Source organism: Nocardia sp. NBC_00565 (genome assembly GCF_036345915.1).
Taxonomy (GTDB): domain Bacteria; phylum Actinomycetota; class Actinomycetes; order Mycobacteriales; family Mycobacteriaceae; genus Nocardia.
On record NZ_CP107785.1, the window covers coordinates 2,422,908 to 2,439,494 of the forward strand.

Here is a 16,587-nt window from a genome sequence, read left to right on the forward strand (position 1 = left end):
AGTCGGATTATTGCAATCTATACACCGAAAGCGACGGAGGTTGGTCGATGCGCCGCAGCATCTTCACCGAGGATCATGATCAGTTCCGGGCGACGGCTCGCGCCTTCTTCGAACGGGAATGCGCCCCGCACACCGAGGAATGGGAACGCGCGGGCAAGGTCAGCCGGGAGGCGTGGCGCAAGGCGGGCGCGGCCGGGCTGCTGGGCTGGGAGGCCCCGGAGGAATACGGCGGCCTCGGCATCCGCGACTACCGGTTCAACACCATCGTCAGCGAGGAGATGTTCGCCAGTGGCTCCGTCGGCATCGGGCTCGGCGTACAGAACGACATTCTTGCCTCCTATCTCGTCGGATTGACCACCGAGGATCAGAAGAAGCGCTGGCTGCCCGGATTCACCAGCGGCGACATCGTCACGTCGATCGCGATGTCCGAGCCGGGAGCCGGTTCGGATGTCGCGGGGATCAAGACCACCGCGCGGCGCGACGGCGACCACTATGTGATCAACGGCTCGAAGACCTTCATCAGCAACGGGCTGCTGTCGGATCTGGTGCTGGTGGCGGCGAAGACGGACCTGAGCGCCGGCCACAAGGGTGTCAGCTTGATCGCGGTGGAGACCACGACGCCGGGATTCCGGCGGGGGCGCAAGCTGGACAAGATCGGGCAATGGTCCGCCGACACCGCCGAGCTGTTCTTCGACGACGTGCGCGTCCCGGTGGAGAACCTGGTGGGGGAGGAGAACCGCGGCTTCTACCATCTGATGCACAATCTGCCCGCCGAGCGGCTCGGCATCGCCACCTACGCGGTGGCGATGGCGCGGCGCGCGTTCGACCTCACCACCGAATACGCCGGTGAACGTAAGGCTTTCGGTCAGCCCGTGGGAAACTTCCAGGTCAACCGGCATTTCCTGGCCGAGATGAAGACCAAACTCGATGTCGCGCAGATCTATCTCGATCAGTGCATCATGGCGGCCAATGCTGGTGAGCTGACGGCGCAGGAGGCGGCGGGTCTGAAGTGGTGGACCACCGAGGTGCAGTGGGAGATCTTGGATCGCTGCCTGCAACTGCACGGGGGCTACGGCTATATGAACGAATATGAGATCGCGCGTCTGTGGCGGGACTCCCGAGTGCAGCGGCTTTACGGCGGGACCACCGAGATCATGAAGGATCTCGTCGGCCGCGGGATGGGGTTCTAGGAGATGGCGTCGTCGGAGGAGTCCGGCACGGAATTCCGGGCCGAGGTGCGTGCGTGGCTGTCCGCCGCGCCGCGACCGGATGGGCTGCGCGACTACGGCGGTACCCCCGAGGCGGCCGATGTACCCGCGGGCAGGCAGTGGCACCGCATGCTCGCGGCCGCGGGATACGCGTGCCTGCATTGGCCCGTCGAGCGCGGTGGCCGTGACGCCTCGGTGCTCGAGCAGGCGATCTTCGCCGAAGAAACCACCCGGGCCGGGGTGCCGCGCCAACTCAACATCGTCGGACCGGATCTGGCCGGACCGGTGATCATGCGATTCGGTACCGAGGCGCAGCAGCAACGCTTCCTGCCCGGTATCCGTAGCGGCGATCACCTGTGGTGTCAGCTCTTTTCGGAGCCGGAGGCCGGGTCCGACCTGGCGTCGCTGCGTACCAAGGCCCGCCAGGATGACGACGGCTGGACGATCGAAGGTCAGAAGGTGTGGACGTCCGCGGCTGCGGTCGCGGACTACGGATTGCTGATCGCGCGCACCGGCGAAGAGCGTTACCAGGGCCTGACCGCATTCGTCGTGGACATGTCCTTGCCCGGGATCACCGTGCGGCCGCTACGCCAACTCGACGGGGAGAGCAAGTTCAACGAGGTGTTCTTCGACGCGGTGCGGTTACCCCGGGACGCGGTACTCGGTGCGGTCGGGCAGGGCTGGCCGGTCGCGACCGCGACGCTGGGGCAGGAGCGGCTGTCGCTCGGTGCCCAAGCCGTCGGAATGTTCGAGGCCTTGCGCTCGGTCGCGGACGCCGCGCGGCAGCGGGATCTGCTCGATCCGCTGTTGCGCGACAGCATCATTCGATTGTGGACGCGGATCTGGCTGTTGCGCGCGACCTGGCTGCGCGCGCTCAGCGGTGACACCGAACTGAGTTCGCCCGCGTTCTCGGTGCTGAAGCTGGTCAGCTCGGAGATCTACCGCGACCTCGGTGACCTGGCCACCGCCGCACTCGGGGTGGACGCACTGGTCGCCGACGAGCAGTTGGTGCGGCGCATGCTGGTCGGCCGGGCCCAGACCATCCTCGGTGGCACCAGCGAGATCCAGCGCAATATTCTGGCCGAGCGGGTTCTGGGGCTGCCCCGGTGACCACGCTCGCCCGGCTCCTCCGGCCCGGTATGACGGTGGCCGTCGGCGATGGCTTCGGCGCCCCGCGCGGCGTCTTCGCCGAGTTGAGCGCGGCGGCCGCGGCGGCAGGCGGGGTGCGCCTGATCCTGGGGTGGATGCCGAAAGCTGATCCCGCGCTGGACTATTCCGCGTTCGCGCAGGTGCGTACGCTAATGCCCGGATGGGGGTTGCGCGCCGGCGTGAGCGCCGGCGTCGTCGAGTACCCACCGGTCAGGTTGTCCGCCGTGCCCGCGCTGTTGCACGGACCGTGGCGGCCGGACCTTTTGGTCGCCAGTGTGGTTCGCACTGATACCGGATTCCGCTTCGGCAGTGAGGTTTCCTGGCAGCGGGCCGCGGTCGACGCCGGGGCGAGGGTCGCCGGGGTGATCGCGCATCGGGCGCCGCGCTGTGATGCGGGCGCACCCCTGCCACCGGATCGGGTGGTTGTCATCGGTGAGAGTGCCGAGCCGCCACTGGCTTTGCCGCCGTATCGGCCGGGGCCCGAGCATGCCGTGATCGCGCGGACCCTCGCGTCGTTGATCCCGGAAGGGGCACGGTTGCAGGTCGGGCCGGGCCCGGTGGCCACGGCGCTGATCGCCGAGCTGATGGTGCCGGTGTGCATCGATTCCGGGATGCTGCCGGAGCCGGTCGTCGACCTCGCCGAACGTGGTCTGCTGCAAGGGAACCCGGTAGGTACCTACCTGGCGGGCGGTCCCCGCCTTTACGCCTGGGCGGATGGGCGGCCGCTGCTGCATCCCGTCGAGTACACCCATGATCTCGGGCGACTGTCCGCGGTGCCGTTCTTCGCCGTGAACACCGCGATCGAGATCGATCCGGAGGGGCAGGTGAACGTCGAGGGCACGGCCTCGACGGTGCTCGGCGGGATCGGCGGCCACGCCGACTACGCGGCCGCGGGAGCCAGATCGATCGGTGGGCTCAGCATCATCGCCGTCGCCACCACACACGGCGGTCGGGCCACCCTGGTGCCTACGCTGGCCCGTCCGGTGAGCACCCCCGCGCACGATGTGGACGTGGTGGTCACCGAATTCGGGGCCGCGGACCTGCGGGGGCTGTCGCGGCCGGAGCGCCGGGCCGCGCTGGCCGAGCTCTGGGGCCGAAATCCCGACCTACCACGGAATTCACCGGCAGTACACGCCTGAATGTTGGTGTGCTACTGCCGCTTCCGGTCTTGTTCCGCACGTCCACCGGGAATGAACGCCCCGATCAGCAGCGCCAGCGCGCATGCCCCGCCCGCGATGAGCAGTGACACGCGAAATCCGGTCAGGGTGGGGACGGCGGCCGCTCCGAGACCAGTTGTCATGTGCGCGAGCACCATACCGACCACGGCCGCCGACGACGCGGTACCGACCGAGCGCATCAACGCGTTGAGGCCGTTGGCGGCCGCGGTTTCGCTCGCGGGCACGGCGTCGATGATCAACGTCGGCATGGCGGCGTAGGCCAGACCGACGCCGGTTCCCGCCAATGCCGAGAAGAGCGCCAGCTGCCAGGGTTCGTAAAGAGCGACCAGGCCGACCAGGTAGGCCGCGCCCAGTACCGAGATGCCGGTCAGCAGAGCCATTTTCGGACCGCTGCGCTCGATCAGCCGGGCGCCCAGCTGCGACGCCGCCATCATGAACAGTCCGGTCGGGGCGATGCACAACCCGGCGGCGAGCATCGATTGCCCCAGCCCGTAACCGGTCTCGACCGGCAGTCGCAGCAGTTGAATGGGCACCAGTTGAGTGGCATACAGCGCGAACCCGACCATAACGGATGTCAGATTGGTCAGCAGCACCTGACGACGTGCGCTCGTGCGGAGGTTGACCAGCGGCTCGGCGACCCGCAGTTCGACAGCACCCCACAGTACGAGCACCACCACGGCGGCGGCGAAGAGCCCGAGCGTGAGTCCGCTGCCCCAGCCCCAGTCGGCGCCCTTGGAGATTGCGAGCAGCAGAAAGACCAGACCGGTCGAGAGCCCGAGCGCGCCGGCTACGTCGAATCGCCCGCCGGACCGGACCGGCGATTCGGGCACCACGAGCACGACCATGACGAACCCGAGCGCGCCGAGTGCCGCCGCGCCGAAAAACAAGGTGTGCCAATCGAAATGCTCGGCAACCACGGCGGCGGCCGGAATCCCGAACGCGCCCCCGACCCCCAGCGATGAGCTCATCAACCCCACGCTCGAACCGAGCCGCTGCGGCGGAAGTTCGTCCCGCATGATGCTGATGCCCAGCGCGATCGTGCCGATCGAACAGCCTTGTAGCCCCCGCCCGATGAGCATCGGTACCAGCGACGACGCGAAGCCGCACAGCAGGGATCCGGCGATCAGCATGGCCACCGAGGCCAGCAGTACCCGCCGCTTGCCGTACATGTCGCCGAGCCGGCCGAGCACCGGGGTCGACGCGGCCGCGGCCAGCAAGGTCACGGTGATCACCCATGTCGCGGCGGATCTGGAGGTGTGCAGCAGCGACGGCAGCTGCGGCAGCAGCGGAACCATCAGCGTCTGCATCACCGCGACCGTCATGCCGACCCCGGCGAGCACCGGGGTCACACCGCGTGCACGACGGATCGATTCGATATCGACGGTATCGCGGTCGGGTGCGGCGAGAGCCATACCGGCTACGTCCGGTTGCCGAGCAAGTAGTCCGCGATGAGCAGGCGGTGGATCTCATTGGCCCCTTCGACCAACTGGAATACCTTGGCGTCGCGATAGATTCGCGAAACCCGATACTCCGGCGAGGTGCCGTACGCACCGTGCACCTGCACCGCCTCGGTGGCCACGCGCTGCAACACATCGCTGGCGTACTGCTTGGCCATGGACAGCTGTGGCCGGGCCCGATCGCCGGTGTCCATCAGTCGGGCGGCCGCGTGCGTCAGCAGCCGCGCGGTGACCACTCCGGTGGCCATATCGGCGAACTTCGCCTTGATGAGCTGGAATTCGGCGATCGCCTGACCGAATACCACCCGGTCCTTGGCGTAGGCGAGACTGTCTTCCAGAGCGGAGTGTGCTTGACCGACCGCGCGCGAGGCGACGGCGAGCCGCCCGCTCTCCACCGCCGCCATCGCGACCGCGAAGCCCTTGCCCTCTTCGCCGAGGAGATGGTCGGCCGGTACCCGTACGGCGTCGAGGAATACATCGCCGGTCGAGATGGAGCGGAATCCGAGTTTGTCCTTGTAGGGGCGCAGTGTCAGGCCCGGCGTGCCCACCGGGACGATGAAGGCGCTGATTCCCTTGCGCCCCAACGATTTATCCCGAGTCGCGAAGGTGATGATGAAGTCGGCGTTGTCCAGATTGGAGATCCACGCCTTCGCGCCGGAGATGACGAACTCGTCGCCGTCGGCGCGGTAGGTCGTGCTGATCCCCGCGACATCGCTGCCGGACCGCGGTTCGGTGACGCCGCCCGCCGCGAACATTTCCCCCTGCGCGAGGGGCCGCAGCCAGCGCTCTTTCTGTTCCGGCGTGCCATGGTGGCGTAATCCCGCGCCGACCAGGCTCGACGGCATGCTCATATAGACCGCCGCGATATGGTCCACCCGCGCCATTTCCTCGATGACCACCGAGTAGGTCAGGTGATCGAGGCCCATGCCGCCGTGCTCCTCGGGGACCATGCCGCCGAGCAGGCCGAGTTTGCCCATCTCGGTGAGGATTTCGCGGGGGAACCGCTCCTCGGCGTTCGCGCCCGCCACCAGCGGAGCCACTCGCTCGGCAGCGAATTCGCGCACCATCAGCTGCAGATCGCGTTGCTGTTCGGTCAGCGGCGTGCAGTCGGACAGTGCGGAAATATCAGGCATGGGGGTCCCTCCAGAGCAATTGGGCGCTCGAGAAAAATTAGCATATTTAGCTAACTGTTTCTACTATAAGATGACGTCGCCCGCAGTCAGTGGCGCGGCGGGCGGGAACGCTTGCGGGTGCCGTGGGTGCGTCCGGCAATCGACTAGAAGGAGTGGAATATGAGCTTGGCCGACAGTGTGGTTCTGGTGACCGGTGGCGCCGGCGGTCTCGGTGAGGCCGTGGTTCGCGAGGTCGCGGGCGCCGGTGCCTCGGTGATCATCGCGGATCTCGCGGACGACAAGGCCGAGAAGCTCGCCGCCGACCTCGGTGCCAAGGCGAAGTACGTGCGCACCGACGTCACCGACGAGGACAGCGTGCGCAATGCCGTGGCGGAGGCCGAGAAGCTCGGCACCTTCCGGTACGCGGTGGTCGCGCACGGCGGTTTCGGTGTCGCGGAGAAAGTGGTCGGCAAAGATGGGAATCCCGCGAGCCTGAAGGGTTTCACCAAGACCATCGATCTGTACCTGACCGGCACCTACAACGTGCTGCGCATCGCGGCGGCGGCGATCGCGAAGACCGAACCCGACGCGGACGGCCAGCGCGGCGCCGTGGTGGCCACGGCGAGTATCGCCGCGTTCGAAGGCCAGATCGGGCAGATCGCCTACGCGGCGGCGAAGGCCGGTGTGGTGGGTATGACCATCGTGGCCGCGCGTGACCTGGGCTCGCTCGGCGTCCGCGCGGTGACGATAGCTCCGGGCACGATGCGTACGCCGATCATGGAGTCGGTGGGGGATGAGGCCCTGGCCAAATTCGCCGCGAACATCCCGAACCCGCGCCGGCTGGGTAAGCCCGAGGAGTTCGGCGCGCTCGCCCGGCACATCCTGGAGAACCCGTACCTCAACGGTGAGACCATCCGCCTGGACGGCGCGCAGCGGTTCACTCCTCGGTAAGCTCTCAAATAGATAGATAGTTAATCTATATCAGGGATATGCTGATCCGATGTCCCTTACCTAGACGGGAGCTTCGATGTCGAAGCAGATTCCTCTTGCGCCAGGGCTTTTCACCTGGCCCTCCGATGAACCGGCGCTGCTCGGCGGCCGGTGTGGGTCATGCGGGTATGTGGCCTTTCCCTTCCGCGAACACTGTCTGGCATGCGGTCTCCCCGAGATGGCCGAGGTCGAGCTGCCCAGGCGGGGCCGGTTGTGGACGTTCACCACCCAGCAGTTCCGGCCACCGGCTCCGCCGTACGCGGGGGCGGACACGGTCGAGTCGTTCGTGCCCTACGGGGTCGGCTACATCGAGCTGCCGCAGGCGTGCAAGGTCGAGAGTCGGCTGACCGTGTCCGATCCGGCGCAGCTGTCCATCGGTCAGGAAATGGAATTGGCCATTGTGCCATTCGGTGTCACCTCGGATGGCCAGCCCACTGTCACGTTCGCCTTTCGCCCGGTTTAAGGAGTATTCGCTATGGACGTCGCGATCGTGGGTGTCGGATTGCACCCGTTCGGCCGATATGAAGGAAAGTCCGCGCTGCAGATGGGCGCCGACGCGGTCCGGGAGGCGCTCGCCGACGCCGGCGCGGACTGGCGCGACGTGCAGTGCGCGTTCGCGGGCAGTATGGAAATCACCAATCCGGAGGCCATCGTCGGGCTGCTCGGCCTCACCGGAATTCCGGCGCACGCGGTACTCAACGGGTGTGCGACCGGGAACACGTCGCTGACCATGGCCGCTCAGTCCATTGCGAGCGGCGAGCATGATCTCGCCATCGCGATCGGGCTGGACAAGCATCCGCGCGGGGCCTTTGCCGCCGATCCGTCCGTGAGCGGGTTGCCGGGCTGGTACGGCGAGGCAGGCATGTTCCTGACCACGCACTTCTTCGGTATGAAGATCACCAGGTACATGCACGACCACGGGGTGAGCGCCGCGACGCTGGCGAAGGTGGCGGCCAAGAACTTCCGCAACGGCGCCGCCAATCCGCGGGCGTGGCGGCGCAAGCCGATCTCGGAGGCAGAGATCCTCGGCTCGACCGTGGTGAATCATCCACTGACCCAGTTCATGTACTGCTCGCCGGATGAAGGCGCGGCGGCGGTGTTGCTGTGCCGGGCCGACCAGGCGCACAAGTACACCGACAAGCCGGTGTATCTGCGGGCGAGCGCGTTGCGCAGTCGACGCTTGGGTGCCTTCGAATTGCTCAGTCCGTCACTGCCATTGGAGTCGGTGCCGAGTCCGACCGTGGATGCGTCGCGGGCCGCCTATGAGCAGGCCGGGATCGGTCCGGAGGACGTGCACGTCGCGCAATTGCAGGACACCGACGCCGGCTCCGAGGTGATCCATATGGCGGAGAACGGGTTCTGCAAGGACGGCGAGCAAGAGGTCTGGCTGGCCGAGGGACGGACCGAGATCGGCGGCCTGCTCCCGGTCAATACCGACGGCGGCTTGATCGCCAACGGCGAGCCGGTCGGTGCCTCCGGCCTGCGTCAGATCTACGAAATCGTGACGCAACTGCGTGGTCGCGCAGGCGCCCGCCAGGTTCTGGGCAATCCCAAGGTCGGCTACGCCCACCTGTACGGTGCGCCGGGTACGGCGGCGGTCGCGATCCTCAGCACGTGAATCGCTAGCTGGCAGAGAGGTGTGCTGTGAGTGAAACCGGACTTCTACTGGTACAAACGAATTCGGTTACCGGCCGCGAGGACGAGTTCAACCGGTGGTACACCGAGACGCACCTCCCGGAAGTCCTCGCCGTCCCGGGCGTCGTGCGCGCACAGCGCTACGCGGTGGTTCCGGTGCGCGTTCTTGAATTCGAAGGCATGTCGGTCCCACCGCCCGCGCACCGGCATCTCGCGATCTACGAGCTCGATGCGCGGGCCGACGATGTCATGGCCGAATTTCTTCGCCGCCTCGGTTCCGGCGAGATGACACTCAGCGACACGATGGACCCGGCGACGATCGAAATGTCGATCTGGACGCCCAACGGGGCCGCACAGGTGATCGGATGACCTGCGCAATTGTCGGCATCGGTCGCACCGAGTACACGCGGAAGTCGGGGCGCACCACTCGGGCGATGGCCGTCTCCGCATGTCGAGCCGCGTTGGACGACGCGGGATTGACATCCGATGATGTCGACGGAATGTGCACTTATCAGGTCAACGACTCCGCTCATCCGCTGGAAGTGAGCCTGGCTCTTGGCAAGAGCGAGCTTTCGTGGGCCAATAGCATGTACGGGGGCGGCAACCTCGTCGCGGATCAGATCGCCACGGCGGCGGCCGCTATCGAAGCCGGATTGTGCCGTGCGGTGCTCGTCTATCGCTCGCTGAACGGGCGATCGGGCTATCGATTCGGCACGGTCGAGGGCCCGATGAAAGTACCGGGTGACAATCAGTTCGACGCTGCGTCGGGCTTTCTCGTACCGCCCCAATGGTTCGCGATGTGGGCGCGCAGGCATCAGCAGGTCTACGGCTCCACGTGCGAAGACCTCGGGCGCATCGCGGTATCGCAGCGCAGTCATGCGGCAGCGAATCCGCATGCTCTGCGCCGCGAGCCACTGACGCTCGACGACTATCTGGCCAGCAGGTGGATCGCTGAACCGTTCCGGGTGCTCGACTGCACCTCCGAGGTGGATGGCGCGGTGGCGATTCTGATCGCGGGCGACGATGTCATCCGCGGTACCGCGCAGCCGCCGGTATGGCTGGTGGGGTCGTCGAATTCGCAAAGCGGTGCATCATTCGTCGGGTGGGATGATCCGACCGAAATGTATTCCCGCACAGCAGGTCCGCGGCTGTGGGACAAGACCGGACTTTCCGCGTCCGAGATGGACCTGGCGTGCATGTACGACTGCTTCACCTACACCGTGATGGCCACCATGGAGGACTACGGGTTCTGCGGCAAGGGCGAAGTCGGCTCCTTCTATGCGGAGGGACGCGCCACCTACGGCGGCGACGTTGTGGTCAACCCACACGGCGGTCTGCTCTCGGAGGGCTACATCCATGGCCTGAATCACCACTTCGAGGCCGCCCTGCAGCTGCGCGGTGCGGCGGGCGAGCGGCAGGTCGACGGTGCCGGGCTCGCCTTGGTCACCGCGGGCGGCGGACCGTTCGGCGGCGCGAACATCTACAGCAAGGAGCGGCCGTGACTACCGTTGCACCGGTGCCCGTTCCCGATGCGGACACGGCTGGATTCTGGGCGGGGGCGCGGGAGGGCAGGCTCATGCTGTGCCGGGCCGACGACACCGGCGAGTGGATTCATCCGCCGCAGGAACTCAGCTCCTCCGGTGGCCCAACGCATTTCGAAGAGGTCAGCGGGCGGGGAAAAGTATTCAGTTTCATCGTTGTCCGGCAGGCGACCGTACCCGGGCATGAAGTGCCCTATGTGGTCGGCATCATCGAATTGGACGAGCAGTCAGGATTACGTCTCACCGGCATTATCAACGCGGATCCGGAGATCGTCGAGATCGGGGCAGCCGTGCGGGCGAAGTTTTCCGATATCGGGAGTAGCGGCTTCCGCGCGCCCGAGTTCGACTTGATCTCGGACTGAGGACTACGGAAAACGACCCCGCACCACGAAACGACTGAGTATCGGTCAAAGGATTACGCTCGAGCGTCTGCCTGTTCAGCACAATAGCCGCCAACCGTAAAGGCCGGGTTTGGGGACATCCGTGCTCATGGCGAGATACGACCGCTCCTGCTGCTGTGCCGCGCGGGGAAGTTCTTCAGTTGTGGGGTAGATCCATCAGGACATCGAAAACTGCCTTGTCCCAGTCGGTTCCCTCCGCGTCGCCCAGGATCACGTCCAGCAGTGGGGCCTTCGCCAGCATCCCGGCACCGTAGTGACCGGTCTCGCGAGCGCTGAGGATCACGGCGTAGAGCACCCGTGCCAGGACCATGCTTCGGGGTGCGCCGATCTTGTCACCGTTGGCCAGCAGCTCGACCAAGCGCGCGTCCACGGCATCGATCACTTCTCGTAGTGCGCTGACCTCGATAGCCCGAATCCCGTTGTCGGCCACGATCAGACCCCCGGCCTCGGCTGTAGCTTCTGGAGCCCAGCGTGAACCAAGCGCGTCTTGGCTTGGAGCTTGACCGGGCAGTGCGTGCTGCGACAGTCCTTGTGGGACTCGATGATCACGCGCGCCATGGCGGTGGTCATCAACGGCAGGATGGTGTGTGACTTCGGCGGGTTCGTGTCCATAGTCAGTACCCGAAGTGAACGACGTTGGCGGGCACCATCTTTCCGTCCTCGACCAGGCGCGCTTTGGCCTGAGCTTTGACCGGGCAGACGAAGAGTAGACAGTTGATGTGCTGCTGCATGACGAGATGGGCGCATCCCACCGTCATGACGGGCAAGCGGTCGTGGTTGGTCGGTGGAAGGGTCATCATCTCTCCCTTGGGAGCGAAAGTTGGTAGGCACCTGGTGAGCGGGTCCGCCACGGATGGACCACCGAGGAGCGCCGATCGGGTGGCGACTCTTCGGTGTCCCGCTGGTACCTTCAGTAAGGGGGTTGACGGGACTCAGCAGGGTTTCCGTTCACCAGGTGCTCGTTTCAGCAAACCATCAGGTGTCGGGGTTTTACAGTAGTAGTGGGTCATCCAAAACGATTCGTCCGTTTTCCCAGTAAGCCGCCCAGACCGGTGGCATGCTGTGGCCAGGCGACTCCGGCCGAACATCCATGATCAAGGCGCCATGCCATCCAAAAATTCGGGAGCAAGGCTAATGACGAGCAAGAACCCGACCACAATTCCCCGCCGACAGCTTGGACGGCAGCTTCGCGAGCTTCGACAGGCGGCAGGTCTGTCCATCGCCGATGCGGCGCGTCTGATCGAACGAGGTGCGGGAACGCTACAGCGGCTGGAGAAGGGCGAGAGCCCCCGGATTCGCCAACTCGACATCGAGGCGCTGTGCAAGGTCTACGGCGTGCGAGCGGTGGATATGAAGGTACTCAAGGCGTTGGCTGCGCAGGGCGACGAACGCACACGCCCGGTTGACGATTCGTGTTGGTGGCAGCGGTACGACGACCTGATCCCCCCGGACTTCGGTACCTATTTGAGCCTGGAGTCGGCAGCGGAACGAGTGATCACCCATCAGGACAACATGGTCCCGGGTATCGTGCAGACCGCCGACTACGCGAGGGCGCTGGAAGGTGCTGCCTTTCCGGGCATCTCGCCGATGGAGCTCGAGCAACGCGTTCAGATCCGTATCCAACGACAGAGCGCCATCACGCGCCGAGTCTCCCCGGTGGAGGTCGATCTGTTGATCGATGAGTCGGTGATTCACCGGGTGGTCGGAAGTCGTAAGGTCATGTCCGCCCAGCGTCGGCACCTGGCGGACACACCACCGAACGTGCACGTGCGGATCATCCCCTTCGGGGCCGGGTTTCCGCTGGGCAGCGCGCCTGGGCCTTACGTCATCCTTCAGTTCCCCAGCGACCCGGCTACCCGACAGTCGACCGAGCCGACCACGGTGTACGTCGAGTCGTACGGCTCCCGGCTGTACTACGACCATCCTGACGCGGTTTCCCGGTACGTGACTGCACACGCGAGGATCAGCGAGGTAGCGTTGACCGAGACGGATACCAAACACCTGCTCAGGCAGATGGCTTAGGAGTACGAGGCATGAACGTGGACCTGACCCGGGCGCGCTGGTTCAAGGCGAGCTACAGCCAAGGCGGCGAAACGTGTGTGGAGATCGCACACCTGGACGGGGGCGTGGTCGGCGTACGCGACTCCAAGGATCCGACCGGCCCCGCGCTGGTCTTCACCCCCGGTGAGTGGGACGCCTTCGTATCCGGTGCCAAGGATGGCGAGTTCGACCGACCCTAGGCGCACGAAAAGAGCCCCCTCTCAGCCGGTTTCATGTGAACCAGAGAGAGGGGGCTTTCGTATGCCTCACAGTGAGAAGTGAAACCTTATGCGCTGCAATGGATTGCGGAATAGGGACAGCAGCGAACGCTGGTGATGATCTCCACTGGCATAAGTGAATCCCGGCGTGTCCTATTGCCGCGTCTTGTCGGCGGATACCTGAGCCCAGTTCGTCTCGGCGAGCCCCGGGAACCGTTACCGAGGTAGGAGGGTGTGCGATGAAATGGGCAGCATCTCTCGCACTGATCAGCGGACGACTAGCCGCCCAGTGCATTACCGGACCCGGCCTCACTTAGCGGTCCCGCAGTGGCGGCACCCGGTTGTGCCGCTTCGTCTTCCGCGCCGGTTGTGCCGCCTCGTCTTCCGTCCCGGTTGTGTCGCTTCGCCCTCCACCTCGGTCAGGCCGCTTCGTCTTCCGCCCCGGTCCTGTCGTCTACTGATCGTGGGGTCGACCGTTGTTGTTGGTGTTGACGGGGGTGTAGCTCGTCGTGGTGATAGATGCGTGCCAGTGTCTGCGCGAGGAGTTCGGCGGGGTGGTGGCGGTGGTTGATCCGGGGTGTTTGGGTGGGGTCGATGTGTGGTGGTGCGATCCAGGCGGTGCGCCCCGGGTGTTGCGAGTTCTTGCTGAGGGCAAGGGTTTTCCAGCCGCCGCGGCCGTTGTGGATGAGCGCGTGGCAGCGGTCGCAGGCTAGTGTTTCGTTCTCGATGTCGGTGTTCCCGCCGTTGCTCCAGTCTTTGACGTGGTGGGTGGCGCATAGACTCGCGGGCGCGTCGCAGCCCGGTCTGGTGCAGCCGCGCAGGGACGCGATCAACGCCATGCGCTGTGCTGGTGACGCTAATCGTTTGGTGCGGGCGAAATGTAGTGGTAGTCCTTGCGAGTCGAAGACCGCTAGGAACGGGAATCCGTGTTCGGCCAGTTTCAGGGCTTCGCTGATGGGGACTGTGCCGCCGGTGGCGGTGGTCGCTACCCCGGCCATCTTCTCCAGTTCACTGATGCTCATCGTCAGGATCGCCGAGACCGGTACTCCGCGATGCGACCCTAGATCGTGTGCGGAGATTCCGTGCCGCAGCAGCGCTTGGAGTCCGTCGTGGGTGCGTTGGGCGGCGGTGCGGGTATCACGTGTGGCGGCGGCGACCATCGACTCGCGGTCAATGTAATCGCAGTCTCCGGTGGGGCTTTCGGGATCGTCGGGGTTGTTCATCCCGGGGCGCGCGTATTTCGCCAGCACCGCGTCGAGCAGGGCACGCAGGGTGGGTGTGATCTCACCGCTGATGGGTGACATCCCATCCGGGCGTTGCGGACCTACGGTGATACCGCGCATACGGGCACGATCCTTATCGTCGGCGAGGGTGCCGTCGGGATCGAGATGGCCGAGGATCCTGGCCCCGACGTCACCGATATCGTCGGGGGATCCGGTGCGGGCCAGATCCACCAGGATCCGCTCCGCCGCGTCACGATGTTCGGGTTCGGTGTGGTGGGGAACGCGTTTCATCACCGCGGCTACGCGGGCGGCGTTATCGGCGGAGATGTCGCCCGCGGTGTGCGCGGTGGCGGTGTGTGGAAGTTTGGGTGGGCATGCCTGCCCTGCGGTATGCCAGGTTCCGAGGGTGTCGGCGGTGGCGATACGGCGGGCTGCCTCCTGGTGTGACAGGCCGAGGCATTGCATCAGGAATCGTTTCGGGGTCCCCGCGCCGAGGTCGGCGGGCAGGCACCGCTGGGTTGTCTCCACCACGGTGTTGGTCGCGACCGCTGCCAGCATCCGTGAGCACCGTTCCAGTGTCCGCATCGCAGCGATCAGCGCGTCATCGCTCAACGGGGTCAGTGGCGTGTCGAGGAGTTCGGTGACAGCGGTGAGCAACGAGTCGGTGACTCGCGTACCGGCGCCTGGATCGTTCGAACTCATGTTCTAATCCTATCGAGCCCGCTGCCCGATGTCACTAGAAAAACCTATCTGAACTGCACGTCTTCACACTCGCTCAGCCGCCAGCAAAGCTGGCTGGGCCTTTGTGTGATGACGCTGTCAATGCCGAGCGAATGTTGAACATCTGGCGCCGAGTCAGAATCTGATCAGTATTCACTCGGCAGCGACAAGACACGGGGCCGTGAGTTGGCCCATCTACGAGCCCGACCAGAACGGAAACGCTGGGCGGATCCTGGTGAGCTCGACCAGCAAGCAGACCGCGTTCGTGGAATCGGTGATCCGGCAGGCCGCCGCTGTCCGCGCGCGGGAAGGGAACGGCTGCACCCCTCAGAAGCTCGAACCCGGCAACGACGTTTTGCGCGCTATCAGTTCAAACAGTCGGGTGTATGAATGGGGGTGAAATGCCCGATTTTGTCTTGTGTGCCGAAATGCCGAACGGCCGCCACTCGTGAGGAGTGGCGGCCGATGTGCTCGGCGTGAAAGGTTACCTGCCGGGCATCGAGTACAGGTTGGCGTCGGCGGGAATGCGCCGGTAATCGGTCAGGGCGCCGTCTGTCGCCGCAGTGGCCATGATCCCATCCGCGCTGCAGATGTTGGGGGACAGCCCGATCTGCTTTCCGTTGCACTGGAACATAATTCCGCCCGACAGCGGATATTGGGTCGGTGCCGCGGATTGCAATGCGGTTTGAATGGCCGCGGGAGTGAGCTCGGCAGGCTTCGCAGTGTTCAGCGCGTTGATCGCGCCCAGCATCGGCGCGTACCCGAATGCCGCGGTGGCACCGAACTTCGCGCCGTCACCGTACTTGTCGAGTACCGCGGCGAACAACTTGCCGTCCGCGGTGTCGGTGGCGAGGTCGGTCGTCGCGACGACGCTGAGACCCTTGTATCCGCCGGGGATCGCTTTCCCGGTTCCCGGCGAGATGCAGCGGTCGATGATGGTGATCTTGGCATTCGGATCGATGGTCTTGATCGCCTTCAGTGCGCTGGTGCAGAAGGTGTCGTTGCCGAGCACGTGGTACCGGCCCGCAGCGTCCGCGGCGGTGATCTGTGGAGTCGGGTCGGCCGTGCCCGGCGGGACCGCGACGACGTTGAGCGCGACTCCCGCGTTGCCGTACAGCAATGCGCCGATCTGCCTGGCGGGACCTTCGGCGGCGGGGACACCGATGACGACCATGGCCGTTTTTGTCGCACCATCGGTCTTTGCCGCGGCGGCAGGTGCGCCGAAGTACGAGAGTCCGTTGAACATCATGAATACGCCGGGCGTCGCCAGCGCGGCCTGCGTGGAGGCGGTGTGCATGATGATCGGAATCTTGGCTGGGGCAAGGACTTCGATGGTTTGGTCGACCTCACCGGAGACGCCCTCGAATACCGCGGCGACGTTGGCGGCGACCATCTGGTTGGCGCAGTCCTTGGCTGTTGCCGGCTGGGCGAGTGTCTCGCACACTTTGATCTTGATAGGACGCCCGCCGAGTCCGCCGAGGTAGTCGTTGGCGTATGCGGCGGCGGCCTTGGCTGCTTTGATCTCGTCGGTGTTGTCGATCGCGGCAGCTTTTCCCTCGCTGATGAATCCGATGTCGATCGGGGCACCTGTGGCCTTGTTCGGTGTGCCGAGAGTGGACTCGGATGTGCTCGACATCGACGACGATTTGTCGTCGTTGGAACTACAACCGGCAACTGCGACGGCTAGAACTCCCGAAAGCAGGACCGACGTCGCG

18 protein-coding genes are annotated in these 16,587 nt (G+C 65.4%); 12 read left to right on the forward strand and 6 right to left on the reverse strand.

The window, feature by feature from the left end; all coding sequences use genetic code 11:
- Window positions 1–47: 47 nt before the first annotated feature.
- The 3 genes from OG874_RS11650 to OG874_RS11660 are packed head-to-tail and all read left to right on the forward strand — an operon-like array spanning window position 48 to window position 3,496.
- Window positions 48–1,190, forward strand: coding sequence for an acyl-CoA dehydrogenase family protein (locus tag OG874_RS11650; RefSeq protein WP_330255135.1), 1,143 nt, complete (start codon window positions 48–50; stop codon window positions 1,188–1,190).
- A 3-nt stretch (window positions 1,191–1,193) separates the two neighbouring features.
- A complete protein-coding gene (locus OG874_RS11655; protein ID WP_330255136.1) occupies window positions 1,194–2,318 on the forward strand; it encodes an acyl-CoA dehydrogenase family protein in 1,125 nt (374 codons plus the stop codon).
- Between the two features lie 29 nt (window positions 2,319–2,347).
- Window positions 2,348–3,496 (forward strand): acetyl-CoA hydrolase/transferase C-terminal domain-containing protein, encoded by a 1,149-nt coding sequence (locus OG874_RS11660; protein ID WP_330257264.1) that lies wholly within the window; start codon window positions 2,348–2,350, stop codon window positions 3,494–3,496.
- 11 nt (window positions 3,497–3,507) lie between these two features.
- On the opposite strand, the gene OG874_RS11665 is transcribed toward OG874_RS11660, so the two are convergent.
- Window positions 3,508–4,947 (reverse strand): MFS transporter, encoded by a 1,440-nt coding sequence (locus OG874_RS11665; protein WP_330255137.1) that lies wholly within the window; start codon window positions 4,945–4,947, stop codon window positions 3,508–3,510.
- Between the two features lie 5 nt (window positions 4,948–4,952).
- Window positions 4,953–6,125: an acyl-CoA dehydrogenase family protein gene (locus OG874_RS11670; RefSeq protein WP_330255138.1), complete on the reverse strand. Its 1,173-nt coding sequence runs from the start codon at window positions 6,123–6,125 to the stop codon at window positions 4,953–4,955.
- Window positions 6,126–6,284: 159 nt separating this feature from the next.
- Here OG874_RS11670 and OG874_RS11675 point away from each other — a divergent pair, with 159 nt between their 5' ends.
- The 6 genes from OG874_RS11675 (at window position 6,285) to OG874_RS11700 (ending at window position 10,632) form a co-directional block, all read left to right on the forward strand.
- A complete protein-coding gene (locus tag OG874_RS11675; protein ID WP_330255139.1) occupies window positions 6,285–7,055 on the forward strand; it encodes an SDR family oxidoreductase in 771 nt (256 codons plus the stop codon).
- 76 nt (window positions 7,056–7,131) lie between these two features.
- A complete protein-coding gene (locus tag OG874_RS11680; RefSeq protein WP_330255140.1) occupies window positions 7,132–7,557 on the forward strand; it encodes a Zn-ribbon domain-containing OB-fold protein in 426 nt (141 codons plus the stop codon).
- A gap of 12 nt (window positions 7,558–7,569) precedes the next feature.
- Entirely contained in the window at window positions 7,570–8,712 is a 1,143-nt protein-coding gene (locus OG874_RS11685; protein ID WP_330255141.1) for a thiolase family protein, read from the forward strand.
- Window positions 8,713–8,738: 26 nt separating this feature from the next.
- Window positions 8,739–9,098, forward strand: a complete 360-nt coding sequence (locus OG874_RS11690) for a hypothetical protein (protein ID WP_330255142.1) — start codon at window positions 8,739–8,741, stop codon at window positions 9,096–9,098.
- Window positions 9,095–10,231: a thiolase C-terminal domain-containing protein gene (locus OG874_RS11695; protein WP_330255143.1), complete on the forward strand. Its 1,137-nt coding sequence runs from the start codon at window positions 9,095–9,097 to the stop codon at window positions 10,229–10,231. Before OG874_RS11690 ends, OG874_RS11695 begins: the two co-directional genes overlap by 4 nt.
- A gap of 74 nt (window positions 10,232–10,305) precedes the next feature.
- A complete protein-coding gene (locus OG874_RS11700; protein WP_442943394.1) occupies window positions 10,306–10,632 on the forward strand; it encodes a Zn-ribbon domain-containing OB-fold protein in 327 nt (108 codons plus the stop codon).
- Window positions 10,633–10,807: 175 nt separating this feature from the next.
- On the opposite strand, the gene OG874_RS11705 is transcribed toward OG874_RS11700, so the two are convergent.
- Together OG874_RS11705 and OG874_RS11710 are read right to left on the reverse strand one after the other, a co-directional pair.
- A complete protein-coding gene (locus OG874_RS11705) occupies window positions 10,808–11,101 on the reverse strand; it encodes a hypothetical protein (RefSeq protein WP_330255145.1) in 294 nt (97 codons plus the stop codon).
- A gap of 184 nt (window positions 11,102–11,285) precedes the next feature.
- Window positions 11,286–11,468, reverse strand: a complete 183-nt coding sequence (locus OG874_RS11710; RefSeq protein WP_330255146.1) for a hypothetical protein — start codon at window positions 11,466–11,468, stop codon at window positions 11,286–11,288.
- Window positions 11,469–11,805: 337 nt separating this feature from the next.
- Between OG874_RS11710 and OG874_RS11715 the strand changes: the two genes are divergently transcribed.
- The gene (locus OG874_RS11715) at window positions 11,806–12,693 is read left to right on the forward strand and encodes a helix-turn-helix domain-containing protein (RefSeq protein WP_330255147.1); all 888 of its coding nucleotides are present in this window, start codon (window positions 11,806–11,808) and stop codon (window positions 12,691–12,693) included.
- 11 nt (window positions 12,694–12,704) lie between these two features.
- A complete protein-coding gene (locus tag OG874_RS11720) occupies window positions 12,705–12,911 on the forward strand; it encodes a DUF397 domain-containing protein (RefSeq protein ID WP_330255148.1) in 207 nt (68 codons plus the stop codon).
- Between the two features lie 437 nt (window positions 12,912–13,348).
- Here the strand turns inward: OG874_RS11720 and OG874_RS11725 are convergent, their stop codons facing one another.
- The gene (locus OG874_RS11725; RefSeq protein WP_330255149.1) at window positions 13,349–14,854 is read right to left on the reverse strand and encodes an HNH endonuclease signature motif containing protein; all 1,506 of its coding nucleotides are present in this window, start codon (window positions 14,852–14,854) and stop codon (window positions 13,349–13,351) included.
- Window positions 14,855–15,053: 199 nt separating this feature from the next.
- Here OG874_RS11725 and OG874_RS11730 point away from each other — a divergent pair, with 199 nt between their 5' ends.
- Window positions 15,054–15,272, forward strand: coding sequence for a hypothetical protein (locus OG874_RS11730; RefSeq protein ID WP_330255150.1), 219 nt, complete (start codon window positions 15,054–15,056; stop codon window positions 15,270–15,272).
- A gap of 84 nt (window positions 15,273–15,356) precedes the next feature.
- Here OG874_RS11730 and OG874_RS11735 read toward each other — a convergent pair whose 3' ends face one another.
- Window positions 15,357–16,508: an ABC transporter substrate-binding protein gene (locus OG874_RS11735; RefSeq protein ID WP_330255151.1), complete on the reverse strand. Its 1,152-nt coding sequence runs from the start codon at window positions 16,506–16,508 to the stop codon at window positions 15,357–15,359.
- Between the last annotated feature and the right edge of the window lie 79 nt (window positions 16,509–16,587).

What these genes read in the sequence shown, in the direction of transcription:
- OG874_RS11650 (WP_330255135.1), top strand. Translation starts at nt 48, where the DNA reads ATGCGCCGCAGCATCTTCACCGAGGATCATGATCAGTTCCGGGCGACG.
- OG874_RS11655 (WP_330255136.1), top strand. Translation starts at nt 1,194, where the DNA reads ATGGCGTCGTCGGAGGAGTCCGGCACGGAATTCCGGGCCGAGGTGCGT.
- OG874_RS11660 (WP_330257264.1), top strand. Translation starts at nt 2,348, where the DNA reads ATGACGGTGGCCGTCGGCGATGGCTTCGGCGCCCCGCGCGGCGTCTTC.
- OG874_RS11665 (WP_330255137.1), bottom strand. Translation starts at nt 4,947, where the DNA reads ATGGCTCTCGCCGCACCCGACCGCGATACCGTCGATATCGAATCGATC.
- OG874_RS11670 (WP_330255138.1), bottom strand. Translation starts at nt 6,125, where the DNA reads ATGCCTGATATTTCCGCACTGTCCGACTGCACGCCGCTGACCGAACAG.
- OG874_RS11675 (WP_330255139.1), top strand. Translation starts at nt 6,285, where the DNA reads ATGAGCTTGGCCGACAGTGTGGTTCTGGTGACCGGTGGCGCCGGCGGT.
- OG874_RS11680 (WP_330255140.1), top strand. Translation starts at nt 7,132, where the DNA reads ATGTCGAAGCAGATTCCTCTTGCGCCAGGGCTTTTCACCTGGCCCTCC.
- OG874_RS11685 (WP_330255141.1), top strand. Translation starts at nt 7,570, where the DNA reads ATGGACGTCGCGATCGTGGGTGTCGGATTGCACCCGTTCGGCCGATAT.
- OG874_RS11695 (WP_330255143.1), top strand. Translation starts at nt 9,095, where the DNA reads ATGACCTGCGCAATTGTCGGCATCGGTCGCACCGAGTACACGCGGAAG.
- OG874_RS11700 (WP_442943394.1), top strand. Translation starts at nt 10,306, where the DNA reads ATGCTGTGCCGGGCCGACGACACCGGCGAGTGGATTCATCCGCCGCAG.
- OG874_RS11710 (WP_330255146.1), bottom strand. Translation starts at nt 11,468, where the DNA reads ATGACCCTTCCACCGACCAACCACGACCGCTTGCCCGTCATGACGGTG.
- OG874_RS11715 (WP_330255147.1), top strand. Translation starts at nt 11,806, where the DNA reads ATGACGAGCAAGAACCCGACCACAATTCCCCGCCGACAGCTTGGACGG.
- OG874_RS11720 (WP_330255148.1), top strand. Translation starts at nt 12,705, where the DNA reads ATGAACGTGGACCTGACCCGGGCGCGCTGGTTCAAGGCGAGCTACAGC.
- OG874_RS11725 (WP_330255149.1), bottom strand. Translation starts at nt 14,854, where the DNA reads ATGAGTTCGAACGATCCAGGCGCCGGTACGCGAGTCACCGACTCGTTG.
- OG874_RS11735 (WP_330255151.1), bottom strand. Translation starts at nt 16,508, where the DNA reads ATGTCGAGCACATCCGAGTCCACTCTCGGCACACCGAACAAGGCCACA.